This window comes from Chelatococcus caeni (assembly GCF_014196925.1).
Lineage (GTDB): Bacteria > Pseudomonadota > Alphaproteobacteria > Rhizobiales > Beijerinckiaceae > Chelatococcus_A > Chelatococcus_A caeni.
Genome location: NZ_JACIEN010000006.1, coordinates 294,148 through 310,779 on the forward strand (window position 1 = coordinate 294,148; position 16,632 = coordinate 310,779).

Genomic DNA, 16,632 nt, shown 5'->3' on the forward strand with positions numbered 1-16,632 from the left:
TGAACTTTGCGCGTTCAGCGCGCCTCGTTGAGCGTCGAGACGACGTGGACGAGTTGGTTCACCACGGCCGTGGTGATCCTCTCGCCTTTCTCTGCGGTCGCCTTCGACGGATCGCCCACGACGCCGGTGCCATGCGACATCTCATGCATGGAGCGGAACATGGCCCCGCGGCTGCCGCGGATCATGTCGGCCTGGGCCCAGTCGTGCGTGGCCACGTAGCTCATGCCGCCGACGAGCGCACGCCGCACGCTGTCGGGCACGGCATGGAGCATCAGCGAGGTCTCGAACTCGCAGGCATGGTTGATGCCGGCGAAATCGCTCTCGCGGATCTTTTCGAGCTCGGGCGCGGCGAGCCGCCACCAGGTCAGCATGGCGATGCGGCAGTCGCGGTGCCGGGCGCCGAAGCTCTCCAGCAGCACCTGGCCGATGGCCTGGTTGCCGCCGTGGCTGTTGAACAGCACGAGGTTGCGGAAGCCGTGCCGCACGACGCTCTCGATGATGTCGCCGACATAGGCGAGGAACGTCTCGTGGCGGATGCTGAGCGTGCCGGCGAATTCCATGTGGTGCTCGGAGCAGCACACCTTGACCTGCGGCAGGATCAGCACCTTCTCGCCCAGCGCCTCGTCGAGCCGGGCGAGGAAATGGGCGCCGATCTCGGCATCCGTGTCGAGCGGCAGGTGCGGGCCGTGCTGCTCGATGGCGGCGATGTTGAGGACGACGGGGATCGACCGGTCGAGCCCGGCGATCTCGTTCGTCGTGAACTTTTCCCAGCGCATCGGCCGCCCTCAGGAGATGGTGCGTTCGGCGGTGCGGAAGCGCGCGAGCGCCGCCTCGTCCAGCTTCACGCCGAGGCCCGGGCCATCGTTCGGGATGCGCACGAACGGCGGCTCGAAGGCGAGCGGCTTCTCGAGCAGATCGTGCGTGCGGATCATGCGCCCGAAGATGTCGCCCGGCCACACGCAGCTCTTCGCCGCCGCCGACTGGTGCACGTACATGGCCTCGAGGATGCCGAGGTCCACCTCCGAGCCGTGCCAGCAATAGAGGCCGGCCGTCGCGGCAATGTGGTCGAGCGCCTGGAACTTGGCGAGGCCGCCGTTGAAGTTGAAGCCGTCGACGGCATTGTGGGCGATGGCGTTGATGGCGTCGTGCGGCCGCTGGCCCTGATAGACGTAGGGCAGGGAGACGTGCAGCACGATCGGGATCGAGGAGAAGCGGCGCAGCTCGGCGAAATCGAGCAGCATCCAGCGCGGCAGCGGGTCCTCGAGCAGCAGCACGTTGCCGACGGCCTCGAGCTCGCGGATGATGCGCCGCGCGTTGCCGGCGTTCTCCCAGCGCTGGTTGGGGTCGAAGAGCACCTTCATGCCCGGCGCGTGCTCCTTGATGCGCGCGCACCAGCCGGCGACGTCGTCCTCGAGGTCGCACTTGAACTTGATGACCTTGTAGCCCTGTTCCCAGTAGCGGCGCACCCAGGGGCCGACCTCCTCCTGCGTGCGGTGGCTCGACCAGGCGCTGACGGCGACGCGGTCACGGATGGCGCCGCCGAGGAGCGCGTGCATCGGCACGCCGAGCGACTTCGCATAGGCGTCCCAGATGGCGCATTCGAAGCCGTCGTATTCCCGGCAGAGCGGCAGCGGCAGGTCCTGCAGGGGAAGATCGAGGATCGAGGTGCCGAGCAGGTTTGCGCAGATCGCCTCGATGCGCGGCCACTCATGGTCGCGGTAGAATTCGCCGAGGCCGACCGTGCCGTCGGCGAGCGTCATGCGCACGATGAGCTTCGGCAGTTCGTCGAACTGCGTGCTCCACGCCGCCTTGCCGCCGACCGGCAGCATGTGGAGCGGCTTTGCAAGGCTCTCCGAATTGATCACGCCCGGATGGGCCGGGACGACGACTTCGTCGAAACGGAAGGAAACGATGGTCTTGTCGGAGCGCTGCATGCTTCGCATTCGCCAGTCTGGAATTGGAATGAGAGCATGATGTAGTTTTATTACGAGCCTGTCAATCGGGAGGAGGGGCCGAAGGGCCCTCGCTGACTCGGTGCCGTAACCGGTGGGGGCATCTCGGCGCGCGGGAAATCGGGCTCAATTGTCGACAAAATAAGAAATTTTTGTCGTTCTGAGGATTCTGCGGCCGAGTTGCTGGCAATTTCCGGATTTTGGGGCGCAGGGAGAGTGAATGTAATTTAACTACCTATCGCGGCTCCCTGTCACCGTGCCCGCGATTGGCGTGCTGCGGACCACGCATTGGGGCTCGTCATGGCCGGGCTCGTCCCGGCCATCCACGCCTTTGACGTTGCTCGCATTTTCAAGGCGTGGATGCCCGCGACACGCGCGGGCATGACGGCGCCGGAGGCCGGACCTGCCGGCCGTTTGTGGGCCGTGGGGCGGAAGGCGCCTCGTAGCGCTCAGTCGCCGACCGGCTGGCTCTCGGTCGAGCCGTGCAGGTCGACGAGGGTCATGCGGGCGCGCCAGAGCTTCTTGGCGACGCTCTTCATGCGCCGTGCGCCGATCAGCGTCGCCAGGCAGTCGAGCACGAACAGTTGTCCGTAGCGGCCCCGGTTCGGCATGTAGAAGAACTTCTCCTCGTCGAAGGCGATGAGGGGGACGACGAGCGTCGAATGGTCGGCGAGCGGCGTACCGGGCGCCGTCACCGAGACGACGGCGGCGCCGAGGCCGCGGGCGATCTCCGCCGCGTCGACGAGCGAGCGCGGCTTGCCGGTGACGGAGAAGATGAGCAGCGCATCGCCCGGTCCCGCCGTCGCCGCGATGATCCGCTGCTTGTAGGGGTCGGCTGTCGCCGAGGCAGCAAGGTCGAGGCGGAACAGCCTGTTCTCCGCCTCCTGGGCGACGTTGGCCGAACTGCCGCCGACGCCGAAGCAGAAGACGCGGCGCGCCTTGTCCAGCGCCTCCACCGCGGCCTCCAGCGCCGCCGGGTCACGTTGCGAGAAGGCGCTGGCGAGCGCCTGGGCCGTGGCCTCGTAGACGTGCTCGGCGACCTCGCGCCCGGTCTCCGCCGGCACCGACCGCTCGGCGACGAGATACATGCGGCCGATGGCATAGTCCTGCGCCAGGCGGATCTTGAAATCGGTGAAGCCCTCGCAGCCCATGCGCCGCGCGAAGCGGATGACGGTCGGCTCGCTGACCTCAGCCTTGCCGGCGAGCTCCTTGGTGCTGAGGCGCGTCGCGGCATCGATATCGTGCAGGATGACGTCCGCCACCGCCCGGTCGGCCCGGTTCATCTCCGGCAGTTCGAGGCGCATGCGGTCGATCAGGCTGGTGGGGTTGCGCATGCTGTCTCACTCTCCGCGACGCGTCGCGGCCCGGTGGCCGCGCCGGACGGTAGCGCCAAACGGGGCCCTGCGACAATTCCGGGTCCATCGCCGTGGATCGGGTGCGGCGCGTATTGACGCAAATGTTTTATGATGCGAGCATGATGAAACGTTTGCTTCATCGGCTGCATCGGGGCGCCCGTGGACACGATCGACCGGCAACTGGCACGGCTGTTCGACGATCTGCCGCCGCAGCTGCGGAAGGCGGCCCAGCACCTGACGCGCCACCCGGACGACGGTGCCCTCATGTCGATGCGCCAGCTCGCGGCGGCCGCCGGTGTCTCGCCCGCTTCGCTCCTGCGTCTCGTGCGCATGCTCGGCTACGAGCGTTACGAGGATTTCCGCGATGTCCTGCGCGCGCAGTGGAAGGCGCGTCCCCTCGGCCCCTTCGCCGCGCGGGCGCAGTCCATCGTGGCGCGCGCCGGCTCTGATGCGGCGATGCTCGTCGCCGCGACGCAGGCTGCGGCGCATGTGACGGTCGATGCGGCGCTCGCCGGGCCGCAGGCGGCGACCCTCGTCGCCGTCGCCGAGCGCCTCGCCGCGGCCCGGCGCATCGCCGTCATCGGCCTGCGCAGCAGCTTTCCGCCGGCCTTCGCCCTGTCCTATTCGCTCGCGCTGTTCCGTGAGGGGGTGCTGCCGCTCGCCGGCGTCGGCGGGCTCGGCGTCGATGCGCTCGACCATTGCGATGAGCGCGACGTGCTCGTCGCCGTGGGCGTCGCGCCGCTGACGCGGGAGACCGTGCTCGCCGCCCGGCAGGCGAGCCGCCAGGGGCTGACGGTCATCGCCATCACCGACAGCACGCTCTCGCCGCTCGGCCGCGCCGCCGGCCATGTGGTCCTCGTGGGGGACGGCGGGGTGTCGCTGCTGCAGTCGCAGGTCGGCACCGTCGCCGTGGTCGAGGCGCTCGTGTCCCTCGTCATGGCCCGGCTCGGGCCCGAGGCGCTTGCCGCCGTCGCCGCCCGCGAACAGCACTTGCAGTCGGCCGGAGCCTACTGGAGCGAATCCGACGACATGAGCCCGCATTCCGCAACGAGTTGAACGCACCATGACCCGCATCCTGCACCGCCAGACCCGCAATCCGCTGCCCGTCGCCGTCGCCGGCGAGGGGCCCTACGTCATCGATTCGGCCGGGCGCCGCTATCTCGACGCCTCCGGCGGCGCGGCCGTCTCCTGCCTCGGCCATTCGCACCGCGGGGTCATCGAGGCCATCAAGGCCCAGCTCGACGCCTTGCCCTATGCGCATACCTCGTTCTTCACCAACGAGCCTGCGGAGGCTCTGGCGGAGCATCTCACATCGCGCGCGCCGGCCGGCATCAGCCACGTCTATTTCGTCTCCGGCGGCTCCGAGGCCAACGAGACGGCCTTCAAGCTGGCGCGGCAATATTTCTGGAATAGGGGCGAGCGCGAGCGCTCGCGCATCATCGCCCGCCAGCAGAGCTACCACGGCAACACGCTCGGGGCGCTCGCCGTCGGCGGCAATGCCGGCCGTCGCGCCGTCTACGAGCCGCTGCTCATCGAGGTTTCGCATATCGAGCCCTGCTACGCCTATCGCCACCGCCGCGACGACGAGAGCGAGGAGGCCTATGGCGAGCGCGCCGCGGCGGCGCTGGAGGCCGAGATCCTGCGCCTCGGCCCCGGGACGGTCATGGCCTTCGTCGCCGAGACGGTGGTGGGCGCGACGCTGGGCGCCGTGCCGCCGGCGCCCGGCTATTTCCGCCGCATCCGCGAGATCTGCGACCGCTACGGCATCCTACTCATCCTCGACGAGGTGATGAGCGGCATGGGCCGCACCGGCACGCTCTTCGCCTGCGAGCAGGATGGCGTCACGCCCGACATCGTCACCTGCGCCAAGGGCCTCGGCGCCGGCTACCAGCCCATCGGCGCCTGCCTGATGTCGAGCACGATCTACGACACGATTGCCGCATCGCCCGAGGGCTTCCAGCACGGCTTCACCTATATCGGCCACGCGAGCGCCTGTGCCGGTGCGCTCGCCGTGCAACGGGCGATCGAGGCCGAGGGATTGCTGGACAACTGCCGCAAGCAGGGCATTCGACTGGCCGAGGCGCTGGGACAGCGATTCGCCCAGCACGCCCATGTCGGCGACATCCGCGGCCGCGGGCTCTTCATCGGCGTCGAGCTGGTCGCCGATCGTGAGACGAAGCAGCCCTTCGCCGCGCAGGACAGGCTCAATGCGCGGGTCAAGGCCGAGGCCATGGAGGCCGGGCTGATGTGCTATCCTGCCGGCGGCACGGCTGATGGCGTCAGCGGCGACCACATCCTGCTGGCACCGCCCTTCATCATCACGCCGTCCCAGGTCGAGGAGATCGTCGACAAGCTGGCGGTTGCCGTCGACGGGGCCATCGCAGAGGTGCGTGCATGACCGCTCCCTTCGCCGTCATGGTGGCGCCCAATGGCGCCCGGCGCGGCAAGGCCGATCACCCGGCACTGCCGCTGACGGCCGCGGAACTCGCCCGCGAGGCCGCCCGCTGCCGCGAGGCGGGTGCCGCGGCGATCCACCTCCACGTGCGCGACGGCGAGGGGCGCCACGTCCTCGATGCGGATCTCTACAGCGCGGCGACGCGCGCCGTGCGCGCCGAGGTGGGCGAGACCATGGTGGTGCAGATCACCACCGAGGCCGTGGGGCGCTATGCCCCGGCGGCGCAGATGGCGCTCGTCGACGACCTCGTGCCCGAGAGCGTCTCGATCGCGCTGCGCGAGATCATTCCCGATGCGGCCGCCGAGGCTGCGGCTGCCGCCTTCTTCGCCCGGCTCGCCACCCGGCCCGTCCTGACGCAGATCATCGTCTACAGCGCGGAGGAACTCGCCCGGCTCGACGATGTCATGGCGCGGGGGATCATTCCCGATGCGCCGCGGCCGAACGTGCTCGCCGTCCTCGGCAGCTATGCCGGGCGGGAGGCGGCGCCGGGCGATCTCGACGCCTTCCTCGCCGCCGGCCTTGAGCGGCATCCGTTCATGGTCTGCGCCTTCGGCCGGCGCGAGGCGGCCTGCGCCGCCGCCGCGGTTGTCCACGGCGGGCATATGCGCATCGGCTTCGAGAACAATCTGATATTGCCGGACGGGCGCGTCGCGCCCCATAACGGCGAAACCGTCGCGGCGGCCGTCGCGGCCGCTGCCGGCAGCGCCCGTCCGCTCGCCAGCGCGGACGACCTGCGCCGCCTGTGGCACACGCCCCTGCCGCCAGTGCCGGCCGGGGCGATGAGCGGGGCCTCGTCAAGGGTCCCCGGATGATCTGACCATAGAGGGAGGTCCAGACATGCGTATCCTGTCCATTTTCGCAACGGCCGCTGCGGCGGGGGCCATCGGCCTTGCCGCCGCCGGTGGCGCCGCTGCCCAGGATCAGAAGTTCATTTCCATCGGCACGGGCGGCGTCACGGGCGTCTATTACCCGGCCGGCGGCGCTATCTGCCGGCTCATGAACCAGAAGCGCAAGGACCACGGCATCCGTTGCTCGGTCGAATCGACCGGCGGCTCCGTGTTCAACGTCAACGCCATCCGCTCGGGCGAGCTCGAGTTCGGCGTCGTGCAGTCCGACGTGCAGTTCAATGCGTACAACGGCAAGGCCAACTTCGCCGACCAGGGCGCCGACCAGGACCTGCGCGCGGTGTTCTCGCTGCACGCCGAGCCGTTCACGGTGCTGGCGCGCAAGGACGCGAACGCCAAGTCCTTCGACGACCTCAAGGGCAAGCGCGTCAACATCGGCAACCCCGGTTCCGGCCAGCGCGCCACGACCGAGGTGCTGCTCGAGGCCAAGGGCTGGAAGACCTCCGACTTCTCGCTCGCGTCGGAGCTGAAGCCGGCCGAGCAGAGCCAGGCGCTGTGCGACAACAAGGTGGACGCCATCGTCTACACCGTCGGCCATCCGAACGGCTCGATCCAGGAGGCGACCTCGTCCTGCGAGAGCGTGCTCGTCAACGTTGATGGCGCCGAGGTCGAGAAGCTCGTCGCCGACAACCCCTACTACCGCATGGCGACCATCCCGGGCGGCATGTATCCGGGCTCGGCCGAGGACACGACGACCTTCGGCGTCGGCGCCACGGTCGTGACCTCCGCCAAGGTGCCCGAGGACGTGGTGTACGAGTTCACCAAGGCGGTTTTCGAGAACTTCGACCAGTTCAAGGGCCTGCATCCGGCCTTCGGCAGCCTGACCAAGGAGGAGATGGTCAAGCAGAGCCTGTCCGCGCCGCTGCATCCCGGTGCAGAGAAGTACTTCAAGGAAGCCGGCCTGATGTAAGATAAAGGCGGGCGGCACGCGCGTGCCGCCCGCCTTTTCGCCGCCGCGGGGAATACCGGGCGGCACGCCGGCGAGCCGGCAAGCGCAACTGCGGGGGGAGCATGAGCATGGCTGAAGAGCCGAAAGCGGGCCGGCCGCTGAGCGACGAAGAGCTGCAGGATCTCGTGGCGTCCTCCGACACCGGGGCGCGCGATCCCGGCGGCATGGCCGGCCGGTTGCTGTTCTATGTCGCGCTCGCCTGGTCGCTGTTCCAGATCTGGATCGCATCGCCGCTGCCCTTCGTCACCCAGGCGGCGACGGGCCTGCGCGTCGTCCTCAACGACACCGAGACGCGCTCGATCCATCTCGCCTTCGCGCTCTTCCTCGCCTTCTGCGCCTTTCCGGCGCTTCCTTCGAGCCCGCGCAACCGCATCCCGGTGCAGGACTGGCTGCTGGCGCTCCTCGCCGCCTTCTGCGCCGCCTACATCTTCCTGTTCTACGGGGCCCTCGCGACCCGCCCGGGCAACCCGCTGACGCAGGACCTCGTCGTGGCCGGCGCCGGCCTCGTCCTGCTCCTCGAGGCGACGCGCCGGGCGCTCGGCCTGCCGCTCGTCGTCGTGGCGGTCGTCTTCCTGCTCTACGTCTTCTTCGGCTCGAGCGTCTTGGTGCCGGATGTGATCCGCTGGAAGGGCGCGTCCTTCGCAAGGGCGATGGACCAGATGTGGCTGTCGACGGAGGGCGTCTTCGGCATCGCGCTCGGCGTGTCCTCGTCCTTCGTCTTCCTCTTCGTGCTCTTCGGCTCGCTGCTCGACCGCGCGGGGGCCGGCAACTACTTCATCAAGCTCGCCTTCGCGCTGCTCGGCCACCTGCGCGGCGGGCCGGCGAAGGCCGCCGTCCTCGCCTCGGCGATGACCGGCCTCATCTCCGGTTCCTCCATCGCCAATGTCGTGACGACCGGCACCTTCACCATACCGCTGATGAAGCGCGTCGGCTTCACACCCGAGAAGGCCGGCTCGGTCGAGGTGGCGAGCTCGGTCAACGGCCAGATCATGCCGCCCGTCATGGGCGCGGCGGCCTTCCTGATGGTGGAATACGTCGGCATCTCCTACCTCGAGGTGATCAAGGCGGCCTTCCTGCCCGCCATCATCTCCTACATCGCGCTGCTCTACCTCGTGCATCTCGAGGCGGTGAAGCACGACATGCCGACGCTGCCCAAGCGCATCCGGCGCACCGTCTGGCAGTCGGCCCTCGTCACCGGCATCACCGCGAGCTCGATCGTCATCCTCTGCGGCGTGATCTACTGGGTCATCCGCGGCGTGCAGATGCTGCTGCCCGACATGTCGGCCTCGCTGCTCGTCCTGCTGCTGCTCGCCGCCTATGTCGGCCTCGTCTGGTACGCCTCGCGCTCGCCGGACCTCGAGCTCGACGATCCGAACGCCCGGGTGGTGGAGCTGCCGCTCGCCAAGGAGGTGCTGAAGACGGGCCTGCACTACCTCCTGCCGATCGTCGTCCTCGTCTGGTTCCTGATGATCGAGCAGAAGTCGCCCGGCCTGTCGGCCTTCTGGGCGGTGGCGTTGCTCCTCCTCATCCTCGTCACGCAGAAGCCGCTCAAGGCACTCTTCCGCGGCCTGCGCGGCCACGACGTCGGCGTCGCGCTGCGCGAGGGCGCGGGCGACCTCTTCGGCGGGCTCGTGCTCGGCGCCCGCAACATGATCGGCATCGCCGCTGCCACGGCAACGGCCGGCATCATCGTCGGCACGGTGACGCTGACCGGCATCGGCCAGGTGATGGCGCAGTTCGTCGAGCTGATCTCCGGCGGCAACCTCCTGCTCATCCTCTTCTTCACGGCCGTCATCAGCCTCATCCTCGGCATGGGCCTGCCGACGACGGCGAACTACATCGTCGTCTCCTCGCTGATGGCGCCGGTCGTCGTGGAGCTCGGGGCGGCCAACGGCTTCCTCGTGCCGCTCATCGCCGTGCATCTGTTCGTCTTCTACTTCGGCATCATGGCGGACGTGACGCCACCCGTCGGCCTCGCCTCCTTTGCCGCGGCCGCCGTCTCGGGCGGCGATCCCATCAGGACCGGCGTCACGGCCTTCTTCTACAGCCTGCGCACGGTGCTGCTGCCGTTCATCTTCATCTTCAACACGGACCTGCTGCTCATCGACGTGTCGTGGGCCGGCGCGATCTGGATCTTCTTCAAGGCGACGATCGCCATGCTCGTCTTCGCCGCGGCGACGCAGAACTTCTTCCTCGTGCGCTCGCGCGTGTGGGAATCGGCGGTGCTGCTCATCGCCGCCTTCTTCCTGCTGCGCCCCGGCTTCTTCCTCGACCAGATCTCGCCGCCCTATGAGACGCTGGCGCCGGCGCGGATCGAGGAGGCGGTGGCGTCCGAGCCCGAGGAGGGCACGCTGCGCCTCACCGTCGAAGGCCCCGACTTCCGCCTCGGGCGGATCGCGCAGAAGACCATCGTGCTCGACCTCGGCACCACGGCCGGCGACCCGCGCGGACGCCTCGAGCAGAACACGGGCCTCCTCTACCAGGTCGAGGGGGATGCGGTCGCTCTGGAGGAGCCGTTCGACGCGACGAGCCAGGCGGCCCAGAGCCTCAAGAACTTCGACTTCTACGGCGAGCAGCCGGTGCGCATCGTGCAGCTGGAGCGCGAGCGCGAGCGCATGAATCGCCAGCTCATGACGATCCCCGGCTTCCTGCTGATCGGCCTCGTCGTTCTCCTGCAGCGCCGCCGGCAGCGCACGGCCGTCGGCGCGACCGCGCCCGCCTGAGCCGGAGGAAGCCCATGTACAAGAACATCCTGCTCGCCATCGACGTCGCCCATCTCGACAGCCAGACCAAGGCGGTAAAGACGGCCGTCGACATGGCGAAGGCCTTCGGCGCCACCGTCCACGTACTCACCGTGGTGCCCGACTTCGGCATGAGCATCGTTTCCGGCTTCTTCCCGAAGGACCACGTGCGCCGGGCGATGGAGGAGGCGAACACGGCCCTCCACGCCTACACGAAGGAGACCATCCCGGCAGAGGTGCGCCACCGCCACATCGTCGATCACGGCACCATCTACGAGGTCATCCTGCGCTATGCGCGCGAGCTGAACATCGACCTCGTCGTCATCAGCGCGGCGCGGCCCAAGATCGACGACTATTTCCTCGGGCCGAACGCGGCCCGCGTCGTCCGCCACGCCGATGCGACGGTGATCGTGGTGCGCGAGACGGCGGCGGAGGCGGCGAGGCTGGCGGACAAGCGGCGCTGACCGCTTCCGGGGCGGATTGGCCGCCGGCCTTGCGCCCGGTGCGAGCGCATGCTCGCATGCGTTCCGTCGTTCGCCCGATGCGGGCCGGGTTGTGGATGGATGGCGCGATGCTCGACGAAAACGGCCCGCGGGCTCTCAATCCCTTCGCCGACCTTACCGGCGAGGTGGTGCTCGTCACCGGCGCCTCGTCCGGCCTCGGCCGCCACTTCGCGCGCATGCTCGCTGGCCACGGCATGCATGTCGCGGTCGCGGCCCGGCGGCATGAGCTGCTCGAGCCGCTGGTGGAGGAGATCCGCCTGGCCGGCGGCGAGGCCGAGCCGGTCGCGATGGACGTGAGGGACGTGGCCTCCGTCCGCGACGGCGTCGCCCGCGTGGTCGCGCGTTTCGGCACCATCGACGGGCTCGTCAACAATGCCGGCATCGCCCGCACGCAGGCGCTGCTCGACGAGGCGCCCGAGGCGTGGGCAACGACCATCGACACCAATCTCACCGGCGCACGGCACGTCGCCTGCGAGGTGGCGCGGGCGATGGTCGCGGCCGGCGGCGACGGAGCCATCGTCAATGTCGCCTCCATCCTCGGCCTGCGCCAGGGCGGGCAGGTCGGCTCCTATGCGACGTCGAAGGCGGGGCTGATCCAGCTCACCAAACAGATGGCGCTCGAATGGGCGCGCTACGGCATCCGCGTCAATGCCCTGGCGCCGGGCTATGTGGAGACCGATCTCAACCGCGACTTCCTGACGAGCGAGGCCGGGGCGACGCTCGTGAAGCGCATCCCGCAGAGGCGCTTCGGCCGCATGCAGGACCTCGACGCCGTGCTGCTGCTGCTGCTGTCGTCCGCTTCGGCCTACATGACCGGTGCGGTCATTCCCGTCGACGGCGGGCATCTCCTGTCCGCTCTGTGAGCGTTTGCCCGCCGGACACGCGGCGCCTTGCCGGTTCTTTGATGACGAAGATTTAATTTGCCGCTTTCTGCAAGTCGCCACATAGCTAGCGTATAATTTTGAACTGGAAGAGCTCGGCCACTTTCGGGCCGCCGGACGGATCGTCCGGACGCGTTCGCGACATGCCGGGACAAGCTCGTTGTGCTCCATGACGATGGGCCGGCGAAGTCAGAGGACGGTATGCGCAAATCGGTTGTTGTCGCCATCGCATTGCTCGCGGCTGCCGGGGGCGGCGCCTACCTGCTCAACCAGGGCCGGTTCGACGCCTTGTGGACCACGTTGCAGTCGAACGCCTCGGCACAGGGGCAGGGCCAGGCGACGACCCCGCGCCGTGCACCGGCCCTCGCGGTCGAGACCGCGGTGGCCAAGGCCGGCACGTCGACCGCCGACATCCGCTCCATCGGCAGCCTCGCCTCGGACGAATCGGTGAAGGTCGCGTCGGAGATCGCCGGCCGCATCTCCTCGATCGCCTTCAGCGACGGCCAGGCCGTCAAGGAGGGCGACATCCTCTTCAAGCTCGACGGCGCGCTGACGCAGGCCGAGATGGACGATGCGCAGGCCAAGCTCGAACTTGCCCTCGCCAATTACGAGCGCACGAGCACGCTGGCCCGCTCCGGCAACACTACCCAGCGGGCGAACGACGAGGCGGTGGCCAACCTCGCCATGGCCCGGGCCGCCGTGGCACTCATCCGCGCCCGTTTCGACAAGCTCACGATCCGCGCTCCCTTCCCGGGCATCCTCGGCATCCGCATCGTCTCGGTCGGCGCCTATGTCACGACCGGCCAACCGCTCGTGAATCTCGAGAAGATCGACGCCCTGAACGTCGACTTCAAGGTGCCGGAGATCCACCTCGGCGACATCGCGGTAGGGCAGGCGGTCGAGGTGAGCGTCGACGCCTTCCCCGGCCGCACCTTCACGGGCATCATCGAGGCCATCGACCCGCTGGTCGACGTCAACGGCCGTGCGCTCAGCGTGCGCGCCCGCGTGCCCAACGGCGACATGGCCCTGAGGCCCGGGCTCTTCGCGCGCATCCTCATCAAGGGCAGCCGGGAACGGCAGGTGGTTACCGTGCCGGAGGAGGCCATCGTGCCGCGCGGGCAGGATACCTTCATCTTCCGCGTCGAGGACGGCAAGGCGGTCGAGGCGCGCGTGACGCTCGGCAACCGCTATGGCGGCCTCGTCGAGATCGCCGAGGGGGTCGAGCCGGGGGCGGTGGTCGTCACTGCCGGCCAGCAGCGGCTGCGTGACGGCGCCAACGTCGAGGTCGTGACCTCGACCGCCGCGCAGGGCTGAGGGAACACAGATGCGCCTGCCGGAGATCTGCATCCGCCGCCCGGTCTTCGCCACCGTTCTCAGCCTCATCCTCATCCTCGTCGGCATCGTCTCCTACGACCGGCTGACGGTGCGCGAATATCCCAACGTGGACGAGCCGGTCGTCTCCGTGACGACGAGCTATCCCGGGGCCTCGGCGACCATCATCGAGAGCCAGGTGACGCAGGTGCTCGAGGGCTCGATCGCGGGCATCGCCGGCATCGACGTCCTCGAATCGACGAGCCGGGCCGAATCGAGCCGCATCACCGTGCGCTTCCGCTCGGATGTCGATGTCGACGTCGCCGCCAGCGACGTGCGCGACCGCGTCAGCCGCGTGCGCCGGCGCCTGCCGGACGAGATCGACGAGCCGACCATCGCCAAGGTCGAGGCCGACGCCCAGCCGGTCATCTACATCTCCTTCATTGCCGAGCGGATGGATGCGCTCGAGCTGACCGACTACGTCAACCGCTACGTGGTCGACCGGTTCAAGAACCTCAATGGCGTCGCCGACGTCACCATCTTCGGCGAGCGCCGCTATGCCATGCGCATCTGGATCGACCGGGAGAGGCTCGCCGCCTACAATCTCACCATCCAGGATGTCGAAAGCGCGCTGCGCAGCCAGAATGTCGAGCTGCCGTCCGGCCGCATCGAGAGCCAGATGCGCGAGTTCACGGTGCTGTCGCGCACCGGGCTGACCACGGCGGAGCAATTCCGCAACATCGTGGTCAAGCGGGCGGATGGCTATCAGGTCAAGATGGGCGAGGTGGCGCGCGTCGAGCTCGGCGCCGCCGATCTGAGACGCGACGGCCGCTACAACGGCAAGCCGACGATCACGGTCGGCATCGTCAAGCAGGCGGTGGCCAACCCGCTCGACGTGTCGAACGCGGTGCGCGGCATTCTGCCGGCGGTCAACGAATCGCTGCCCCCGGGCGTCACCGCCGAGGTGGCCAACGACAACGCCGTCTTCATCGATCGCTCGATCAAGGCCGTCTATCACACCATCGGCGAGGCCATTATCCTCGTGGTGCTGGTCATCCTGTTCTTCCTGCGCTCGCTGCGCGCCTCCATCATCCCGATCGTCACCATCCCGATCTCGCTCATCGCGACCTTCACGCTGATGTATGCGATGGGCTTCAGCGTGAACACGCTGACCCTGCTCGCCATGGTGCTCGCCATCGGCCTCGTGGTGGACGACGCCATCGTCGTGCTGGAGAACATCTACCGGCACATCGAGGAGGGCATGACGCCCGTCGCGGCCGCCATCAAGGGCTCGCGCGAGATCGCCTTCGCCGTGGTGGCGATGACGCTGACCCTCGCCGCGGTCTATGCGCCGGTCGCCTTCTCGCCGGGCCGCACCGGGCGGCTGTTCCTCGAATTCGCCTTGACGCTCGCCGGCGCGGTGCTCGTCTCGGGCTTCGTCGCCCTGACGCTGACGCCGATGATGTGCTCGCGCCTGCTGAAGCACAATCCGAACCCCGGCTTCGTCTTCTCGGCGCTCGAGCGCTTCCTGTCGGCCCTGGAGCATGGCTATCGCCGCGCGCTCGTCGCCTCGCTGAAGCTGCGCTGGCTCGTGGTGCTGCTGGCCGTCGGCGTCGCCGGCATGAGCGCCTTCTATTTCACCCAGCTGCGGTCGGAGCTGTCGCCGGTCGAGGACCGGGGCACGGTGATGCTGCGCGGCAGCGGCCCCGAGGGTGCGACCCTCGCCTATACGACGCGCTATGCGCAGGAGGTCGAGGCGCTGGTGTCGCAATATCCCGGCATCCGCTCGACGCTCAGCATCGTCGGCTTTCCCGAGGTGACCGACTTCATGGCCTTCGGCCGGCTGGTCGACTGGGACGACCGCAGCGTCAAGCAGCAGGACATCGTCGCCGACTTGCAGCCGAAGCTGCGGCGCATCGCCGGCGTCAACGCTTTCGCCATCAACCCGGCCTCCCTCGGGCAGCGCGGCTCCTCGCGTCCCATCGAGTTCGTCGTGCAGACCTCGGGCACCTACGAGGAACTGCAGGGCTATGTCGACAAGCTGATGGAGCGCATCGACGCCTGGCCCGGCCTCATCAACGTCGACACGGACCTCAAGCTCAACAAGCCCGAGTTCCGCGTCGAGCTCGACCGCGCCAAGGTGGCGGACCTCGGGCTCGACGTCTCCGTCGTCGGCCGCACGCTGGAAACGCTCCTCGGCGGGCGCCAGGTGACGCGCTTCGAGATCGATGGCGAGCAATATGACGTCTATGTGCAGCTGGCTGCCGCCGACCGCGCCTCGCCGCAGACGCTGTCGACGATCTTCCTGCGCGCGCCGGGCGGCGAGATGATCCAGCTCTCCAACGTGGTGAAGGTGCGCGAATCGGTGGCGCCGAAGGAGTTGCGCCGCTTCAACCAGCTGCGCGCCGTTACCATCTCGGCCAACCTCGCGCCCGGCTACACGATGGGTGACGGCATCGCCTTCCTCGAACGGGCGGCCGACGAGGTGCTGCCCAACCAGGTGCAGACGGACCTGAACGGCCAGAGCCGCGAGTTCCGTGCCTCGAGCCAGTCGCTCGCCCTCGTCTTCGTCCTGGCCCTCGCCTTCATCTATCTCGTCCTCGCGGCGCAGTTCGAGAGCTTCCGCGATCCCGTCATCATCCTCCTCACCGTGCCATTGTCGATGACCGGCGCGCTCGCGGCGTTGTACTACACGGGCGGGACGCTCAACGTGTTCTCGCAGATCGGGCTCGTGACGCTCGTCGGGCTCATCACCAAGCACGGCATCCTCATCGTCGAATTCGCGCACCAGCAGCAGGAGGCGGGCCGGCAGCGGCTCGAGGCGGTGGTCGAGGCGTCCGTGCTGCGCCTGAGGCCCATCCTGATGACGACCGGCGCCATGGTGCTGGGCGCCGTGCCGCTGGCCTTCGCCGACGGGGCGGGTGCCGAGAGCCGCCAGCAGATCGGCTGGGTCATCGTCGGCGGCATGACGCTGGGCACCATCCTGACGCTCTTCGTCGTGCCGACGGTCTACAGCCTGATCGGCCGGCGACAGCACGCCGGCGAGGAGGCGCCGGCCGCCGCCGCAGCGGCGCATCCGGCGGAATAGGAGGGTTTTGGCGCGGCGATTCCGGCCTTTGGCGCGCGAGTCGCGTGACCGAAGGCAAGGGGGCAGGGTTCCGGGAAGGGTTATCCACGCCCCAAAGCCAGGCCCGGCAAGGGATTGCCGGCTTCTGTGGAAAATTTCCGAAAAAGGCGCTTGACCTTTCCCGGCGTTTTGAGCATAAACCGCCACACAAGACGCGGGCCGCAGCGATGAGCCGCCGGCCGGAGCGTCCTAGTCTTTCTGGTGAGACGGTTTCCAAAGCCGGTCGCCGACGAGAGACAAGGTCCCCAAGACCTGAGACATGAGCCAGGGCGCTTCGGCTGATAGCCAGGGTGCCGCCGGTTCCTCTGTCACCGCAATAAGTGCGGGCCATCGTTGGCTCGCGGGCAATCTCGATTGCCATCGCTCTTTGACATTGTAGAGAGAGGAAGAGAAGCGTAGGCGGCGGTATTTTTGCGGCCTGGCTGACTGGAGTGCCTTTCGGGGTGTTCTGGT

The 16,632-nt window shown here is 68.5% G+C and carries 12 protein-coding genes; 9 read left to right on the forward strand and 3 right to left on the reverse strand.

Annotation, left to right across the window (positions count from 1 at the left end):
- Nucleotides 1–14: 14 nt before the first annotated feature.
- From GGR16_RS21525 to GGR16_RS21535, 3 genes are all read right to left on the reverse strand, one after another.
- Nucleotides 15–776 (reverse strand): creatininase family protein, encoded by a 762-nt coding sequence (locus GGR16_RS21525; RefSeq protein WP_183318050.1) that lies wholly within the window; start codon nt 774–776, stop codon nt 15–17.
- A gap of 9 nt (nt 777–785) precedes the next feature.
- A complete protein-coding gene (locus GGR16_RS21530) occupies nt 786–1,934 on the reverse strand; it encodes a mandelate racemase/muconate lactonizing enzyme family protein (RefSeq protein WP_183318052.1) in 1,149 nt (382 codons plus the stop codon).
- Between the two features lie 467 nt (nt 1,935–2,401).
- On the reverse strand, nt 2,402–3,286 hold the full coding sequence (locus GGR16_RS21535; protein ID WP_183318054.1) for a MurR/RpiR family transcriptional regulator: 885 nt from the start codon (nt 3,284–3,286) through the stop codon (nt 2,402–2,404).
- Nucleotides 3,287–3,466: 180 nt separating this feature from the next.
- On the opposite strand from GGR16_RS21535, the gene GGR16_RS21540 reads away from it, so the two are divergent.
- From GGR16_RS21540 to GGR16_RS21580, 9 genes are all read left to right on the forward strand, one after another.
- Nucleotides 3,467–4,363, forward strand: a complete 897-nt coding sequence (locus tag GGR16_RS21540; RefSeq protein ID WP_183318056.1) for an SIS domain-containing protein — start codon at nt 3,467–3,469, stop codon at nt 4,361–4,363.
- Nucleotides 4,364–4,370: 7 nt separating this feature from the next.
- A complete protein-coding gene (locus GGR16_RS21545) occupies nt 4,371–5,705 on the forward strand; it encodes an aspartate aminotransferase family protein (protein ID WP_183318058.1) in 1,335 nt (444 codons plus the stop codon).
- Nucleotides 5,702–6,574 carry a beta-keto acid cleavage family enzyme gene (locus GGR16_RS21550; protein WP_183318060.1) on the forward strand — a complete coding sequence of 291 codons (873 nt, stop codon included), beginning with the start codon at nt 5,702–5,704 and terminating at the stop codon, nt 6,572–6,574. Before GGR16_RS21545 ends, GGR16_RS21550 begins: the two co-directional genes overlap by 4 nt.
- Before the next feature lie 25 nt (nt 6,575–6,599).
- Nucleotides 6,600–7,577 carry a TAXI family TRAP transporter solute-binding subunit gene (locus tag GGR16_RS21555; RefSeq protein ID WP_019401384.1) on the forward strand — a complete coding sequence of 326 codons (978 nt, stop codon included), beginning with the start codon at nt 6,600–6,602 and terminating at the stop codon, nt 7,575–7,577.
- Between the two features lie 107 nt (nt 7,578–7,684).
- Nucleotides 7,685–10,339, forward strand: a complete 2,655-nt coding sequence (locus GGR16_RS21560; protein WP_183318062.1) for a TRAP transporter permease — start codon at nt 7,685–7,687, stop codon at nt 10,337–10,339.
- 14 nt (nt 10,340–10,353) lie between these two features.
- Nucleotides 10,354–10,821, forward strand: coding sequence for a universal stress protein (locus tag GGR16_RS21565; protein WP_019401386.1), 468 nt, complete (start codon nt 10,354–10,356; stop codon nt 10,819–10,821).
- Nucleotides 10,822–10,928: 107 nt separating this feature from the next.
- Nucleotides 10,929–11,723, forward strand: coding sequence for an SDR family NAD(P)-dependent oxidoreductase (locus GGR16_RS21570; RefSeq protein WP_019401387.1), 795 nt, complete (start codon nt 10,929–10,931; stop codon nt 11,721–11,723).
- 219 nt (nt 11,724–11,942) lie between these two features.
- Nucleotides 11,943–13,055, forward strand: a complete 1,113-nt coding sequence (locus GGR16_RS21575) for an efflux RND transporter periplasmic adaptor subunit (RefSeq protein ID WP_019401388.1) — start codon at nt 11,943–11,945, stop codon at nt 13,053–13,055.
- Between the two features lie 10 nt (nt 13,056–13,065).
- Nucleotides 13,066–16,140 carry an efflux RND transporter permease subunit gene (locus GGR16_RS21580; protein WP_183318064.1) on the forward strand — a complete coding sequence of 1,025 codons (3,075 nt, stop codon included), beginning with the start codon at nt 13,066–13,068 and terminating at the stop codon, nt 16,138–16,140.
- Nucleotides 16,141–16,632 lie beyond the last annotated feature (492 nt).